Raw genomic sequence first — 13,246 nt, 5'->3', positions numbered from 1 at the left:
GCCTAAGGAGCGACTCGACCGTTCTCGTTGAAGGACTCGTAGCTCAGTGGCATTAGCTTCGCCCAAAATCTTCCATCTTCTCGGCACACATCTCTATTTCGCGCTGCGGAAATGATGGGAAATGCGTACCTTCGCGCTTGGTGCGAAGTGACAAAAAGTTCATGAGCGAGCGAGAATTCATCGTGACGTACATGCTGGAGTAAATATTTACCGGCAACACAATTCGGGCGACCTCGCGAGCAACTCCGGCCTCCAGCATGCGCTGATAGGACTCGTAGGCGGCACGGGTAATCGCCTGTGTCTCCTGGACCACTAGAGCAGTCTGCTCAACGGTTCCATCTTCGAAATCATAGGCACCGGGCTTTCCAACCTGAACCAGCTTGCGCTCGGGACCTGGAACGTAAAAAACCGGCTGCAGTTCGCGATAACGACCGGATTCCTCGTTATAGCTAGCAATTCGGTGCCTCATGAACTCGCGGAAGACAAAAATAGGGGCCTGAACGTAAAAAGTCATTGAGTTGTGCTCAAACGGAGAACCGTGTCGATCTCGCATGAGGTAGTTGATCAGGCCCTTGTCACGCTTTTCAACCTCCGTACCAGATTGCATGGCGCTTTCAAGGGTCTGCTCGCCTTGAGTTGAGACTCTGGCAGCAAACAGCACATCAGCATCTTGAGCGCTTGATCTAACAAGCTCAACAGTTACATCGCTACGGAATTGAATTTCGGTCATCTGATAACCCTAAGCCAGCCCAAAAGTAAAAAAGCGCAACACTCCGTATTTGTGCCTTTATGTCACCTACGCTTTCTTACGTGGACTCGACAATCGCTCTATCAATCGCCCTAATTCTCTTGGCGACACTGACAGGGATTGGCTATCGCTTCTTTCAAGGTCGTGGACACAGCGTCTCGGGAGCTCAATGCATTGAACTGGAAAAACTTAATATCCTCAAGAATGGCGAAGAAGTAACCGAGTTCGGCAAAGAGGCTACGGTCGTTTTATTTTCCACCGAATACTGTGGCCAGTGCCCGGCGGTTAGAAGATCACTTTCAAAACTCGAGTATCGAAAGGGTGGACTTCTTTTTATTGAGGCCGATATCACCCACAGAATAGACTTGGCAGCACACTTCAACATAAGTCAGACTCCAACAGTATTTGTCCTAAATCCGGCTGGCGAGATTCGCTTCCGGATTGGCGGAGTTCCAAAACCAAGAACCATCGAAACCGAATTAGAAAAACTAGGAGTGAAATGACTACCAGCAAGCATGTAGACCCCCGTGGGCCAAGATTTGGCGCCGCGATCACCTCGGCATTATCTCTCATAGCTTTCTACCTGAGCCTCACGAACCAATCTCTTGCCTACGCAATAGTTGTCGCGCTGGGAGTGCTCTTCACCTGGTCGCTGATTTCCCCAAGTACCCACCCGTATGGTTGGGCTTTCGCGAAACTTGTTCGGCCAAACCTGGCTGCCCCCAAAGAATTAGAGGACCCAAGGCCACTGAAGTTCGCCCAGCAAGTCGGACTGGCGTTTGCTCTTCTTGGAATTGTTGGCGGCATCTTTAGCGCGCCGCTAGTGGCTGTTTCAGCAGCCTTCATTTTTATTGCTGCTTTTCTGAATGCTTTTTTTGGCCTGTGCCTCGGTTGCCAGCTTTATTTATTGATCCGCAGGGTCGGGATTATTCGCTAGCTGGATAGCTTGCCGAATAGCAGCCCTGGCATTCTTTCGCTCGCCGGCAGCATCGTGGGCCTCTCCTAGTTGGTACCAAAGGCTCCAGCTATTTGGGTCCTTGGTAACTGCGTCTTGAATTCTTTCCAGCTCTTTATTGGCTGACTCCTTGGTGGCCCTACCGCTAGCCCGAAGTTCAAGATCCAACCCCGGGATATCGAGAGCTATTAGACGTCGTGAGAGCCTCTGCGCCTTGAGGCCAAATTGCAGCTCAGCAAATAACGCCCAGAGCGCTACCAGCGGCAACACAAGAATCGCTAAACCCATGGCAATAGCGATGAGGCTGGGCTCTTGGAGCAGGATGATGCCCCTACCAAGCAGGGTCAGAACATAAAAGAGTGTCAGGGCCAGCATTAAGCCGACCCAGATTTTGGTAATCATTTGCCTAGAACGTTTTCCAGGCCAACAGTTAGACCGGTTGCGGTTTGTGCGAACTCAATTGATCGCAGGATCCCAAGAGAGTAAGCCCTTGGAGAAGAAACGTCGTGGGAAATGACAACCTGTTCGCCGTCGGCACCGAAAATTGTGTCCTGTTTGGCAGAAATGCCCTTCTGCCGCAAGGAGTGAATAACCACACCCGCGTGAACTTCGCCCCTGCTAGGTTGACCGACTCCGGGAATTAGATGCTGTGGCAGGTCTTTTCTAGCCTCAGCAATCAACTCAGCGGTTCGGATTGCAGTGCCGGAAGGAGAATCAACTTTTTGCTCGTGGTGAGCCTCGAGAATCTCAATCGAGTCAAAGTACTTGGCCGCCATCGCAGCGAAGCGCTGGGCCAGCATTGAACCAACAGAAAAATTAGGCACCACGACAACAGCAGACTTGGGATTGGTCTCTAGCGCCTTTTCCAAAATTGCCAGCTTTTGCTCACTCCAACCAGATGTTCCAACCACGGTCTTTAGGCCACTCTCAATTGCGAACAGGACCAGCGATTCAGAGACAGACGGGTTAGTGAAATCAATCACCACATCTGCGCCAAGCATCTGCTCCTTGGGTGACGAGGAATCTAGGGCCGAGTGCAGCTTTAGATTGCTGTCAGTATCGACTAATTGCTTGGCAAGAGCTCCCATTCGACCGGTGGCTCCAAGTATTGAAACATGAATCATGTTAGAAAACCTATCAAGCTAATTGTTTAAGTGCTTCTAAGTTAGGCCCAACCGCGACCAGAGCGGAGCTATTCGCAGCGATTCGAGCAGCAACGGTTTGTATCTCGGAGATATCAACCTGTTGGAAGCGCTGCAAAATTTGCTCCGTGGACAAAAACTCACCGCTGCCGATTTCGGCAGACAACAGCCGGTTCATTCTTGCCAGCGAGCTTTCATAGCGAAGCGCTAGACCACCGGTAAGTGAACCAAGAGCCAAATCAAATTCTTCGCGCGTAACCCCGCGCTCGGCGATGGAATCGAGTCCAGATTTCATCAGCTGAGTCACCAAGGTAGCGTTTTCAGGACTGGTTCCCGCGTAAAGCCCGAAGTAGCCAGCATCGGCGTAGCCCTGCTGGTAAGAGTAGGTGGAATATGCCAATCCACGCTCTTCTCTGATTTCCTGATAGAGCCTTGAAGACATTCCGCCGCCCAAGATGCTGCTCATCAAACCAAGCGCATACCTGTCCTTATCCATACCCTTAATGCTCTGGTATCCAAGCAGAAGATTTGCTTGCGAAAAGTCATGATCCAAGTTGGTGAACGGAATGGTTTTAGGCAGCTCAAAAGCCACTTGAGAACGGCGCTCATTTGGATTCGCCTCGGTATCTAGCCAGCCGACTTTTGCAAGCTCCTGCTGAACCAGTTCGACAAGAGCTTCGTGCGACACTCCTCCGGCGGCGGTGACCACAAGATTTTGTGGAACGTAATGCTTGCGGTAGTGCTCAATAACCTGCTCGCGAGTCACAGCAAGGATTGTTTCCTTGGTGCCGCCTATAGGCCTACCAAGTTCATGATCGGGCAACAGAGCGCTTGCCAAGGCCTCATGAGCCAAGTCCTCGGGATCATCCTCACCCATGGCGAGCTCCTCGAGGATGACAGTGCGCTCAACATCAAAGTCGTGCTTGCCAATTTTTGCCGAAGTGAACATGTCAAGAATGACGTCCAGCGCCAATGGTAAAGCCGAGTTCATGACCCTTGCGTAATAGCTGGTGTATTCCTTGGCAGTTGCCGCGTTCGAGGATCCGCCAACCGAATCGAATGCGACAGAAATATCTTTGGCATTCCTTCGATCGGTTCCCTTGAACAACAGGTGCTCAAGAAAATGCGTGGACCCAAATGTCCCTGGTAACTCATCCCTGGAACCCACGGCCACGGACGCAGCTATCGCGACAGACGGTGCCCCTGGGATTTCCTCACTTAAAATGCGAACACCGCTGGGCAGCACGGTCCTACAAATCCGTGATGCCTCAGCGGTGAAATCGCTTGAGTCTAAAAGACCTAGTTTCAATTATTACTCTTCGCTCGCTGCGTCACCCTCAACAACGGGTGCGAGTGACAACTTGCCTCGGTCATCAACCTTGGTGATTTCCACTAAGACTTTCTGACCGACAGTCAGGACATCCTCGACATTCTCAACACGCTTGCCAGCCGAAAGCTTCTTCAGCTCGGAGACGTGCAGTAGACCGTCTCTGCCCGGCATTAGCGAAACGAACGCACCGAATGTTGCTAGCTTCACGACGGTTCCTAGGAAACGTTCGCCAATTTCTGGCACGTGTGGGTTAGCAATCGCGTTGATGGCAGCCCTGGCAGCATCAGCACTTGGTCCGTCAACTGCACCGATGTAGACGGTTCCGTCGTCCTCGATGGAGATGTCCGCGCCAGTGTCTTCCTGAATCTGGTTGATCATCTTGCCCTTTGGCCCGATGACTTCACCAATCTTGTCAATTGGAATCTTGACAGCGATAACGCGAGGTGAGTACTTGGAAAGCTCATCTGGCTCGTCGATAGCTTCAGCCATGACATCCAGGATGAATAAGCGAGCTTCTTTGGCCTGAGTCAGCGCCTTAGCTAGCTCTGCGGATGGAATACCGTCCAACTTGGTGTCCAACTGAATCGCAGTAATGAAGTTGCGGGTACCAGCGACCTTGAAGTCCATGTCGCCAAGTGCATCTTCTGCGCCCAAGATGTCAGTCAGTGCCGCGTACTGGGTCTTGCCATCAACGGTGTCTGTGATCAAGCCCATCGCTATTCCAGCAACTGGAGCGCGCAATGGCACACCGGCGTTTAGAAGCGCAAGAGTCGATGCACAAACGGAACCCATTGAGGTTGATCCGTTCGAGCTAAGAGCCTCTGAAACCTGACGAATTGCGTAAGGGAACTCATCGCGTGCTGGTAGAACTGGCATTAAAGCCCGCTCTGCTAGGGCACCGTGACCAATTTCGCGACGCTTAGGCGTACCAACACGACCGGTCTCACCGGTTGAATATGGTGGGAAGTTGTAGTGGTGCATGTAGCGCTTTGACTTCTCTGGGGTTAGAGCATCAAGCTGCTGCTCCATCTTCAGCATGTTCAGCGTTGTGACACCCAAGATTTGGGTCTCGCCGCGCTGGAAAATAGCTGAACCATGGGCCCTAGGTATCACTCCAACTTCGGAATCAATTAGACGGATGTCGCTTAGTCCACGACCGTCGATTCGGATTCCCTCTTTTAGAACCCTTGTGCGCATTGCCTTCTTGGCAACTGCCTTGTATGCGGCGGAGAACTGAGACATATCTTCTTCACTTAGCTTCGCAGCCAGTGATTCCTTGACGCTCGCCTTCAGTGCATCGTCAGCATCCTGACGCTCTTGCTTATCGGCAATCTGATAAACCTTGGCAACCTCGGCTCCGGCAGCTTTTTCAACAGCCGCTAGCACCTCGTCGGAGTAAGGCAAGAACACTGGGTAGTCAGCGGTTGGCTTCGCAGCCTGCTTGGCCACATCGTTCTGAGCCCTAACTAGTTCCTTGATAAATGGCTTCGCAGCCTCAAGTCCCTGAGACACAATTTCTTCGCTCGGCGCAACAGCACCGCCGGCAATTAGATCCCAGCTGTTTTCAGTAGCCTCTGCTTCGACCATCATGATTGCAACATCGTCGCCGTCGATAACTCGACCGGCAACAACCATGTTAAACACGGCGTTTGCAAGTTGTGAGTGCTTAGGGAAAGCAACCCACTGACCATCAATTAGTGCCACACGAACACCGGCTACTGGGCCAGAGAATGGCAAGCCGGCTAGCTGAGTGGACATCGATGCTGCGTTGATAGCAACTACGTCATAAAGCTCATCTGGCTCAATCGACATAACAGTTACAACAACCTGAATTTCGTTGCGCAAGCCGTCAACGAACGAAGGCCTAAGCGGCCTATCGATCAAACGACAAGCCAGGATTGCTGCGGTGGATGGGCGACCCTCACGACGGAAGAATGAGCCTGGGATTTTACCCGCGGCATACATACGCTCTTCAACATCAATTGTGAGTGGGAAGAAGTCGAAGTGATCCTTCGGCGCCTTTGAAGCTGTGGTGGCCGAGAACAACATGGTCTCGTCATCGAGGTAGACAACCGCCGCACCAGCTGCTTGCTGGGCTAGGCGACCGGTTTCAAAGCGCACAACTCGCTTTCCGTACTTTCCGTTGTCAATAACGGCTTCTGCGAATTTAATCTCTGGGCCTTCCATGGCCCCTCCTTTTTTATCTGCGCAGCGCAAAGCCCGATCCACTTTCAGTGAAGTTTCGTGCGCGCTAGAGGTCGGACCTTGCCCGATGAAGTGCTGATCGTCAGTAAAAAACTCTGGGTCTAAACCCAGAAACTTCCACCGAAGACCCGCCTTCTAATCCTCGTTGTTACAAGCCTAACAACCAAAAGGTAAAAAGCCCAGTAATGAAAAACCCCGGCATTTCGGCCGGGGTTAGTCAAGAGTCATTTTCCAAGGATCTAGCGACGAAGCCCTAGTCTCTCGATTAGCTTGCGGTAACGGTTAATGTCAACGCGTTGCAAGTAGCCGAGAAGACGGCGACGCTGTCCAACGATTAGCAACAGACCACGACGTGAGTGGTGGTCATGCTTGTGATCTTTTAGGTGCTCGGTAAGGTCAATGATTCGACGGGTCATAACTGCAACCTGAACTTCAGGCGAACCGGTGTCGCCTGGCTTCGTTGCATACTCTTCGATTATTTGAGTCTTTACCTGTGGGTCTAGAGCCATTGCTGATCCTTCCGATCCGCTGCGCGGTGCGTCAAACAGGTTGTCTGTCGCTCTCTTAATCCGCGGCCGTTACACGGCAACCCGAGAAGTCTAGACATAAAAACTGTTTTTGGCTAGGCGGTAGTGCCCTCATCGAGCGAATCAAGGGGCTCCGGTTCAACATATTTGTTCCCGTCATAAAAACTTCTTGAGGTCTTAAGAACCAAAACCAAGAAAATAATAAACACCACGGCGGCCAGGGCAAAGATCGGAACAATCAAGAACACCAGTGCCATCAACAACTCCGGGGAGAACTCTTGGCCAGAGGGGAAATCGTTAATCAAAGCGATTGCACCAATGGTCGCAAAAATAGAATAGCCGGCCGGAACAATGAACAGGAACAACCACTTGGCGCTAAAGCCGGCGTCATGGAGTCGTCTTGCCAGAATCGAAAGGTTCGGCAAGAAAAGAATCAGTGAAGTAATAGTCGTGAGGGGAGTGAAGTCGGTGCTCAGCGACTGGATATCGGTCAACGGGTCCCCTGTGGTGGCTGCGGTTGGCCAAATTACGCCCTCGATAGTGCCAAGCACTAGCGCCAACAGGATAGTAAATAGCACCCAATGCCAATACTGAGCGCGGCTGGCGCTGCCCTTGAAGTTCAGGTAATTCTTGAAACCGCTGGAAATCGCACCTACAAAAGTCATATTGAGACCCTACTCCCCCAGCACTCGCCTGCAGGCTTGAACATCGGAGCCGATCTGCGCGATTAGCTTTTCCATGGATTCATACTTGGCCCAGGGTCTGACCTGCTCGACGTACTCACACGTCACGATTTTGTCATAAAGGTCAAGATCATCTCGGCCAATAACATGGGATTCTAGAAGCCTTGGCACAGCCTCGATGGAGTCATTAGTGCCCACCGAATGCGCCGCCGGATAGCGAACACCATCCGAATAAAGCCAGCCGGCATAAACCCCGTCAACCGGCAAAAGTCCCTCGCTGTTCCGTGCCAGGTTTGCTGTCGGAAAGCCGATTTGACGGCCAATTTTCCGGCCATGTTCGACCATGCCCTCGGTTTGATGATTGCGCCCAAGCATTTTGTTTGCAGCCTTGAAATTGCCAGCAGCAATCGCTTTTCTTATCTCAGTACTAGAAACCGGAAGGTCGCCAAAGACCACTGTTGGAATCTCCTTAGCTCTGAAACCAAAGCGCTCACCAAGCTGTCTAAGCTCAACGATCCCTCCGGATCCCTTGTGCCCAAAACGAAACCCTTGCCCTACCAGCACCAGCTTCGCTCTGATTGGCATCAAATGATTCACGACAAACTGCTCTGGGGAAAGGTTCGCAAGCTGCTGATCAAAACGAAGGGTTATGAGCGCGTCGGCCCCAAGCGACTCTAGAATTCGCGCTTTTTGGATTGGCCCAATAATCGCTGAGGGCTCGGTTCCCGGTTTCAAAAACGCATCAGGATGGCGATCAAAAGCTAGTACCGCGGCTGCCAAACCTGCCTCTTCAGAAAGATGTACGAGTTCATGGAACAACTGCTGATGCCCCAAATGAATACCGTCGAATTTGCCTATGGCAACGGCGGTATCAGCGAATTCATGCGGCAGGCTGGAGTTACTTAGTTCCAGCATTTCGCCTCCTCAGCCAAATCAGGCCTAACATTGGCAAGACAAGTGGGATAAAGCCATAGCCGATGCCAAAACCCGACCAAACCGACGGATGACCGAATAGTTCCGGCATCAAAACTGAGAGCAAGCCGACGATTATTACTCCTGCAAGTTCAAAGCGCACGGCCAAAAGAGCCAAGGCATGATACTTCTCAGGCTGGGCAAGTGAAAAAGTCGCAACTATGTAGACCAATGCGGCAACCGCTGATAATAAATATGCAACGGGCGCTTGGTCAAACTCTCGAATTAGCTGGTAACCAGCTCTAGCTGATGCTGAGAGGGCAAAGACGCCATAGATAGCGACTAAAACCCTGCCAGCTCCCAATGATTTTTTCATGAATTCTCCACCCCTAATCTTAGACAGCGAAAGGGTTGACCCCGGTCCAGATTTGCTGCATTCTGACCAACATCACCGCAATCGTAAGAACTGCTGCACCTAAAACCACAGTTGACCAACGGTTTCTTTCTACTAAAGCCCATACCGCTCCGGCAATCGGAACCATGAGAGCAACTATCAAGTATCCGAAAAACTCCCAAGTATCTATGACCGCGGTCTGACCGAGAAAAACCAAAACAATCGAGAGAATAAGCTGGACCAAAAGGCCGGCTTCAACTCCGATCGCAAGCCCAAGGGAAAAACCGCTAGGCTCTCTGCCGATTAGTCCCAAAAAAATCAAAACCAAGCCAGCGGCGACCGCGTACCAAACCAAAATCAAGAAAAAAGCGTCTATCACTGTTCCTCCTGAAAAACCGAGATTGACTTGTATTGCGACCCTGTCTTTGTCGCAAGGGCAATCAGATGACGTTCTCGCGTCAGTGCGATTTCAGGCTCGGCTGATTCCAACTCAATTTTCTTACCGTGTCTCAGGTCCTGTTCCTGGTCTTTAGAAATCTCGTAACTGGGGAACAACTTGGATGCGGCATCGGCCAGGCTGATCCAGCGCGGCTCTTCGGTTATTGCCGTTGCATCAGCGATCACAAAAGAGGCAACAGCAGTTCGACGAAGCCCTATCAAGTGACCGCCAACGCTAAGCGCTTGGCCCATGTCTCTGGCTAATGCCCTGACATAGGTCCCTGTACTGCAACTAACGCTAATGTCAAAATCAACCAAACCTTCGTGGTGACCTAGCTCGCTGGTTCGAGCAAAGTCACGAATTACTATCGATTTGGGTTTTAGGTCAACCTCTTTACCCTGTCGAACCAAGTCGTAAGCTCTGACTCCATCAATTTTTTTAGCGCTCACACTGGACGGTATTTGATCAAGAGGCCCAGTCAAAGCAAAAATAGCGGAGTCAATTTGCTCGGCGGTGATGTCCGAAGCATCTTTGGTCCCAAGGATCTCCGACTGAGAATCATCGCTGAGAGTGGATTGACCCAGTCGTATAGTCGCGATGTAGGACTTATCTTGACCAAGCAAAAACTGGAGCAATTTAGTGCCTTGGTTTGCTCCGAGCACTAAGAGACCGGTGGCCAACGGATCCAAAGTTCCGCCATGCCCGATTTTTTTTGTGCCCAGAACGCCCCGCATTTTTGCGACAACATCAAAAGAAGTCCAGTCCTGAGGCTTGTCAATCAGAACTAGGCCATGCTGCATTAGTCTTCCTGTGGCTTTTGAATGTAAGGGTCGACGTCACCTGCGTGCTTGGCGCCCTTGGCCAGCTTCTCTAGTTCACCATCACGTCTCTTGGCCTCAGCCAGAAGGTCGTTCAAGTCCCCAGCATTTTCTGGGACATCGTCAAGAATAAGTTCGAGAGTTGGGGTCATTCTGATTCCCAACTGTTTGCCGATCTCTCCCCTAAGCCGCCCAGTATTTTTCTGCAAGATGGCAACGGTCAAAGCCTTATCGACGTCGGAACCAAAAACAGTATAGAAAAGCCTGGCCTGCATCAGGTCGGGAGTAACGCGAGCATCAGTGAAGGTCACGAAACCTAAATCAGGGTCCTTGACAATCTTCGCTAGCGCAGATGCTGCCAAGACTTTGATCCGCTCCGCAAGGCGCAGCGCTCTAGAGTGATCTGCCATTAGCCCCTCGGCTTCTCTACCATCTCGTAAGTCTCAATGACGTCATCTGCCTTGACGTCATTGAAGCTACCAAGTCCGATTCCACACTCGAAATCAGCCTTGACCTCAGTGGCGTCGTCCTTGAATCGCTTCAGTGACTCAACCTTGAGGTTCTCGCCGATCACTTCGCCGTTTCTCAGGACCCTCGCCATAGCATTTCGACGCATTAGGCCGCTTCTCACGTATGAACCGGCGATGAGACCGAACTTGGAGGACTTGAAGACCTCTCGAACTTCGGCTGTTCCCAGCTGCGCTTCTTCGTATTCCGGCTTGAGCATTCCCTTGAGTGAATTCTCGATGTCTTCAAGAACGTTGTAGATGACGGTGTAATGACGAATGTCGACACCTTCACGATCTGCACGCTCCTTCGCCTTGTTATCTGGGCGAACGTTGAATCCGATAATTACCGCCGAGTCGACGGTGGCTAGGTTTACGTCGGATTCAGTGATTGCTCCAACACCGCGGTGGATGATTCGCAACTGCACTGAGTCGCCCACATCGATCTTGAGCAAGCTGTCCTCCAGGGCCTCAACAGCTCCTGAAACGTCACCCTTGATGATCAAGTTCAGTGATTCGACCTTGCCATCTTCGAGAGCCTTGGTGAAGTCCTCGAGTGAAAGCTTCTTCCTGGTCCTTGCTAGCAGGGCGTTTCGGTCAGCAGCTTCACGCTTTTCGGCGATCTGCCTGGCCTGACGCTCATCCTCGGCAACCACAAAAGTATCTCCGGCGCGCGGGACAGACTGCAGACCGAGTACTTGAACTGGCCTCGATGGAGTCGCGAACTTAACCGGATCTCCGTTTTCATCAAACATCGCCCGGACTCGACCGTAAGCCGCTCCGGCAACAATTGCGTTACCAATTTCTAGGGTTCCTGACTGAATCAAGACCGTCGCAACGGAACCGCGTCCCTTGTCTAGGTTCGCCTCAATGGCAACTCCACGCGCTGCCTTGTCGGGGTTGGCTCGAAGGTCTAGAGCTGCATCGGCGGTCAAAAGCACTGCGTCGAGAAGTTGGTCGATTCCATCGCCCTTGAGCGCAGAAACGTCTACGAACATCACGTCTCCACCGAATTCCTCAGCAACTAGACCGAATTCAGTTAGCTGCTGACGAATCTTTGCCGGGTTTGCGCCTTCCTTATCAACCTTGTTGACGGCCACCACAATTGGAACCCTTGCGGCCTGGGCATGGTTCAAGGCTTCAATGGTCTGAGGCATTACGCCGTCATCCGCAGCAATAACCAAAATGGCAATGTCTGTGACTTCGGTTCCTCTGACTCGCATCGCAGTAAAAGCCTCGTGACCCGGGGTGTCAATGAACGTGATTGCTCGATCTTTACCCTCGTGCGTTGTGTAAACCTGGTAGGCACCGATGTGCTGGGTAATTCCACCAGCCTCACCGTCGACAACATTCGCATTACGAATCGAGTCAAGCAACCGAGTTTTTCCGTGATCAACGTGTCCCATGACGGTCACGACCGGCGGTCTTGGAGAAAGTGCTTCGTCGTCTTCCTCGTCGATGCCAGTCGAAATATCGAGACCGAAGCCCTCGAATAGTTCTCGCTCTTCGTCTTCAGGTGAGACGACCTCGACCTTGTAGCCAAGCTCTTCACCGAGAATCTGGAAGGTGTCTTCGTCCAGAGACGCTGTCGCAGTGGCCATCTGTCCCAAGTGGAACAAAATAGTGATCAGCTGGGCGGAGTTAGTGCCAATCTTGTCTGCGAAGTCCTGGATCGAAGATCCGCGACGAACTCGCAACACAGTGCTTCCATCGCCACGAGGCACCATTGCGCCGCCCAGGCTAGGAACATCTCTTTGTTCAAATTCTTCACGCTTTGTTCTCTTTGACTTACGGGATTTTCCTCGGGACCCGCCTCTACCAAATGCTCCTGCGGTGCCCGCTCCTCGGCCACCACGGCCGGCTGGGCCTGGTCTGCCAGCTGGAGGTCCAAACCCTGGCTTCTGGCCCGGCGTTCCAAACGCTGGCGCTCCGCCTGGACGCGGTGCTCCGCCTCCCGGGCGAGGTGCGCCCCCGGCAGGTCTTGGTGCTCCCGGTCGTGGTGCTCCTGGTCGCGGTGCTCCCCCGGCGGGTCTTGGTGCTCCCGGTCGTGGTCGACCCATGCCCTGATTTGCAGCAAACGGGTTGTTGCCAGGTCGAACCATCGGGCGAGGTATTCCCATGCCCTGGTTCGAAGAAAATGGATTGTTGCCTGGGCGAGGTGTGCCAAGCATTGTTGCGGCGGCGGACTTCTCCTCCGCGACTGGCTCTCCAGCTTCCGGAGCGGAAGCTGGCGTTGGCTCGACTACCGCGGGAGCAACAGGCTCAAAGAAATCCGAGGGTTTTGGGCTTTCGACAACCGCCGGTGCTTCGGGGGCAGGCTTAGCCTTTGGCTTTGCCGGCTCCTTCTTGACTGGGGCTTCCTTCTTTGGGAAGGCACCCTTTAGCTTTTCGGCTACCGGTGGAGTGATTGTTGAAGAGCCACCTTTGACGTATTCGCCAAGCTCTTCTAATTTGGCCAAAGCCGTCTTGGTATCAATCCCAAGTTCTTTTGCAATATCGTATACGCGTGGAAGCGCCACTTTTTTTCTCCTGTTCGGGGCCGACCCCAAACAGGGAAGGCCTTAGTTCTGAGGGGGTCTCATTTCGA

The 13,246-nt window shown here is 52.3% G+C and carries 14 protein-coding genes and 1 pseudogene; 2 read left to right on the top strand and 13 right to left on the bottom strand.

The genetic code is table 11. From position 1 onward, the window contains the following. Positions 1 to 2 precede the first annotated feature (2 nt). Positions 3 to 730: pseudogene (gene thyX / locus ABXT50_RS02155) on the bottom strand (FAD-dependent thymidylate synthase). A 59-nt stretch (positions 731 to 789) separates the two neighbouring features. Between thyX and ABXT50_RS02150 the strand changes: the two are divergent. Then, positions 790 to 1,251 carry a TlpA family protein disulfide reductase gene (locus ABXT50_RS02150; RefSeq protein WP_415274537.1) on the top strand — a complete coding sequence of 154 codons (462 nt, stop codon included), beginning with the start codon at positions 790 to 792 and terminating at the stop codon, positions 1,249 to 1,251. Next, positions 1,248 to 1,685: a DUF4395 domain-containing protein gene (locus ABXT50_RS02145; RefSeq protein ID WP_415274536.1), complete on the top strand. Its 438-nt coding sequence runs from the start codon at positions 1,248 to 1,250 to the stop codon at positions 1,683 to 1,685. Before ABXT50_RS02150 ends, ABXT50_RS02145 begins: the two co-directional genes overlap by 4 nt. On the opposite strand, the gene ABXT50_RS02140 is transcribed toward ABXT50_RS02145, so the two are convergent. From ABXT50_RS02140 to infB, 12 genes are all read right to left on the bottom strand, one after another. After that, on the bottom strand, positions 1,653 to 2,105 hold the full coding sequence (locus tag ABXT50_RS02140; RefSeq protein WP_415274535.1) for a hypothetical protein: 453 nt from the start codon (positions 2,103 to 2,105) through the stop codon (positions 1,653 to 1,655). The genes ABXT50_RS02145 and ABXT50_RS02140 overlap by 33 nt on opposite strands. Then, positions 2,102 to 2,827, bottom strand: a complete 726-nt coding sequence (dapB, locus tag ABXT50_RS02135; RefSeq protein WP_415274534.1) for a 4-hydroxy-tetrahydrodipicolinate reductase — start codon at positions 2,825 to 2,827, stop codon at positions 2,102 to 2,104. The genes ABXT50_RS02140 and dapB overlap by 4 nt, the downstream gene beginning before the upstream one ends. Positions 2,828 to 2,840: 13 nt before the next feature. Then, positions 2,841 to 4,091: a M16 family metallopeptidase gene (locus ABXT50_RS02130; RefSeq protein ID WP_415274533.1), complete on the bottom strand. Its 1,251-nt coding sequence runs from the start codon at positions 4,089 to 4,091 to the stop codon at positions 2,841 to 2,843. Between the two features lie 66 nt (positions 4,092 to 4,157). Further along, on the bottom strand, positions 4,158 to 6,362 hold the full coding sequence (locus ABXT50_RS02125) for a polyribonucleotide nucleotidyltransferase (protein ID WP_415274532.1): 2,205 nt from the start codon (positions 6,360 to 6,362) through the stop codon (positions 4,158 to 4,160). Positions 6,363 to 6,619: 257 nt separating this feature from the next. After that, entirely contained in the window at positions 6,620 to 6,889 is a 270-nt protein-coding gene (rpsO, locus tag ABXT50_RS02120; protein WP_415274531.1) for a 30S ribosomal protein S15, read from the bottom strand. A 113-nt stretch (positions 6,890 to 7,002) separates the two neighbouring features. After that, entirely contained in the window at positions 7,003 to 7,572 is a 570-nt protein-coding gene (locus ABXT50_RS02115; protein ID WP_415274530.1) for a DUF805 domain-containing protein, read from the bottom strand. A 9-nt stretch (positions 7,573 to 7,581) separates the two neighbouring features. Beyond that, positions 7,582 to 8,505 carry a riboflavin biosynthesis protein RibF gene (gene ribF / locus ABXT50_RS02110; RefSeq protein WP_415274529.1) on the bottom strand — a complete coding sequence of 308 codons (924 nt, stop codon included), beginning with the start codon at positions 8,503 to 8,505 and terminating at the stop codon, positions 7,582 to 7,584. Further along, a complete protein-coding gene (locus ABXT50_RS02105; protein WP_415274528.1) occupies positions 8,489 to 8,878 on the bottom strand; it encodes a hypothetical protein in 390 nt (129 codons plus the stop codon). The genes ribF and ABXT50_RS02105 overlap by 17 nt, the downstream gene beginning before the upstream one ends. Positions 8,879 to 8,897: 19 nt before the next feature. Continuing rightward, positions 8,898 to 9,275, bottom strand: a complete 378-nt coding sequence (locus ABXT50_RS02100) for a hypothetical protein (protein ID WP_415274527.1) — start codon at positions 9,273 to 9,275, stop codon at positions 8,898 to 8,900. Then, positions 9,272 to 10,135, bottom strand: coding sequence for a tRNA pseudouridine(55) synthase TruB (gene truB, locus ABXT50_RS02095; RefSeq protein WP_415274526.1), 864 nt, complete (start codon positions 10,133 to 10,135; stop codon positions 9,272 to 9,274). Before truB ends, ABXT50_RS02100 begins: the two co-directional genes overlap by 4 nt. Next, the gene (gene rbfA, locus ABXT50_RS02090) at positions 10,135 to 10,563 is read right to left on the bottom strand and encodes a 30S ribosome-binding factor RbfA (protein WP_415274525.1); all 429 of its coding nucleotides are present in this window, start codon (positions 10,561 to 10,563) and stop codon (positions 10,135 to 10,137) included. The genes truB and rbfA overlap by 1 nt, the downstream gene beginning before the upstream one ends. Further along, entirely contained in the window at positions 10,563 to 13,178 is a 2,616-nt protein-coding gene (gene infB, locus ABXT50_RS02085; protein WP_415274524.1) for a translation initiation factor IF-2, read from the bottom strand. Before infB ends, rbfA begins: the two co-directional genes overlap by 1 nt. Positions 13,179 to 13,246 lie beyond the last annotated feature (68 nt).

Origin of the sequence: Aquiluna sp. Uisw_065, assembly GCF_047731275.1 — a bacterium.
In the GTDB taxonomy this organism is placed as follows: Bacteria; Actinomycetota; Actinomycetes; order Actinomycetales; family Microbacteriaceae; genus Aquiluna.
This window is presented reverse-complemented; position numbering and strand designations above follow the sequence as displayed.